Source organism: Actinacidiphila sp. bgisy144 (genome assembly GCF_057708105.1).
In genome coordinates this window covers 1-2,364 of the sequence record NZ_JBYIRM010000088.1, presented here as the reverse complement: position 1 = coordinate 2,364, position 2,364 = coordinate 1, and the positions used below count along the sequence as shown (strand labels likewise).

Sequence of the window (2,364 nt, the reverse complement as noted above, 5' to 3'; positions counted from 1 at the left end):
TCAGGCCAGCGAGCAGGAGGTCCTGGACGCGCTGGAGGGGTTCACCGACCGGCTGTCCATTGCGGCGGTGAACGGCCCGCGGGCGGTGGTCGTGTCGGGTGAACTGGACGCCCTGGACGAGTGGCTGCGGTTGCCGCGGTGGCAGGACCGTAAGACGACGAGGCTGCGGGTGTCGCACGCGTTCCACTCGGCGCTCATGGAGCCGATGCTCGATGAGTTCGCGTCGGTGGCGGCGGGGTTGAGTTTCGCGGAGCCGTCCATCCCGGTGGTCTCCAACGTCTCGGGTGCGGTGACGGCTTCCGGTGAGCTCGCCGACCCCGGCTACTGGGTGCGGCATGCGCGGGAGGCGGTCCGGTTCGCGGACGGCATCACCGCGCTCGCCGGCCTCGGCGTCACCCGCTTCCTGGAGCTGGGCCCGGACGGTTCACTGACCGCGCTGGCCCGTCAGGTGCTGGACGAGGCGGAGTCCGAGGCGCTGGTGGTGCCGGCGTTGCGGGCCAAGCAGGGTGAGCCGGACGCGTTCGCCGCGTTCCTCGGGCAGGCCCACACCGCCGGGATCACTGTCGATTGGGCGGCGTTCTTCGCCGGGACCGGCGCGAAGACCGTGTCCCTGCCGACGTACGCCTTCCAGCACGAGCGCTACTGGCTGGCGCCGGGCGAGGCGGTGCCCGGGGCGGTCGCCGCCGGGTCCGAGCGCGTCGAGCACCCGCTGCTGACCGCGGGGGTGCGGATCGGCGACCAGGACCAGTGGCTGTTCACCGGGCGGGTGAGCACGGACACGGACGCCTGGGTCACCGAGCACCTGCTGTTCGGCACGGTCGTCGTGCCCGGCGTCACCCTGGTGGAACTCGCGCTGACGGCCGGCCGGCAGGTGGGCTGCCCGGTGGTGGAGGAACTGGTCCTCGGGACGCCGTTCCTGCTGCCCGCGGGCACCGCCGTCCAGGTGCAGGTCACCGTGGCCGAGCCGGACGACAACGGCCACCGGGCCGTCGCGATCTACACCGTCCCCGAGGGCACGCGGCGCGGCGAGTCGATCTGCCACGCGCGCGGTGTCCTGGCCCCCGGGACCGAGGAGGAGCCCGGTCTCGACGTCGAGCCGGTCGCGGACTGGGCGGAGCAGTGGCCGCCGGCGGACGCCGAACCGGTCCCGGCCGAGCGGCTCTACGACCAGCTGACCGAGCTGGGTTACGACTACGGTCCGGTGTTCCAGGGCATGCGGGCCGCCTGGCGCGACGGCGACGAGATCTACGTCGAGGTCGCCCTGCCGGACGAGTACGTGGACGCCGCGGGCGGGTTCGGCGTCCACCCGGCGCTGTTCGACGCGGTGGTGCAGGGCGGCGTGCCCTTCTTCGCGGGTGGCAGCGAGCACAAGATGCCCTTCAGCTGGACCGGGGTCCGGATCGGCCGCCGCGGCACCTCGCAGCTGCGGGTGCGGGCCGGGGCGCTCGGCGACTCCACGGTGCGGTTCGACGCGGTCGACGACACCGGCGCCCTGGTGGTGTCGGTCCGCTCCCTCGTCCTGCGGCCGGTTGACCAGGCGCAGTTGGCGAGTTCCGGGCGGTCCGGGGCGGCCGACAGGTCGCTGTTCACGGTGGAGTGGGCCGAGGCGGCGGCCGCGAGCGGCACCGGCCCGGCCGAGGTCGCGGTGCTCGGCGCGGACGGGGCGTACGCGGACCTGGCCGCGCTGGTCGCGGCGGTGGCCGCGGGCGCGCCGGTGCCGGACGCGGTGGTGACGGCGGTGCCGTCCGCGGGCGGGCCCGACGGCGCCGCGGTGGACGTGGCGGGCGCCGCGCACACGGCGGTGGCGCGCACGCTGGGCCTGGTGCAGGAGTGGCTGGCCGCCGAGGCGCTGGCGGACTCGCGGCTGGTGCTGGTGACGCGGGGCGCGGTCGCCACGGGCGGTGAGGCGCCGGACGTGGCGGCGTCCGCCGCCTGGGGCCTCGTCCGCAGCGCGCAGTCGGAGCACCCCGGGCGCTTCGCCCTGGTGGACCTCGACCCGGCGGCGGACCCGGCGGCCGGCGGCGACGGCGACGGGGCGGGCTTCGGGCCGGCCGCGCTCGCCGCGTTCGACGAGCCGCAGGTGGCGGTGCGCAGCGGGCTGGTGCTGGCGCCGCGGCTGGCGCGGGCGGTGGTGTCCGCGGAGCCGGGCGGCCTGTCGGCGCTGTCGGGCGCGGACGGCGCCGGTGCGGATGGCGCGGTGCTGGTGACCGGCGGTACCGGCGGCCTGGGGGCCCTGGTGGCACGCCACTTGGCGACCGAGGGCGGCGTCCGCCACCTGGTGCTGGCCTCGCGCCGGGGCCTGGAGGCGCCGGGCGCGGCCGAGTTGGCGGCGGAGCTGGAAGCCGCCGGCGCCCGGGTGCGGGT

The 2,364-nt window shown here is 76.6% G+C and carries 1 protein-coding gene; it reads left to right on the top strand.

Annotation, left to right across the window (positions count from 1 at the left end):
* Window positions 1-2,364 (top strand): SpnB-like Rossmann fold domain-containing protein (locus AC3EVP_RS36785; RefSeq protein ID WP_435138115.1); only part of this gene is annotated, 2,364 nt, incomplete at both ends.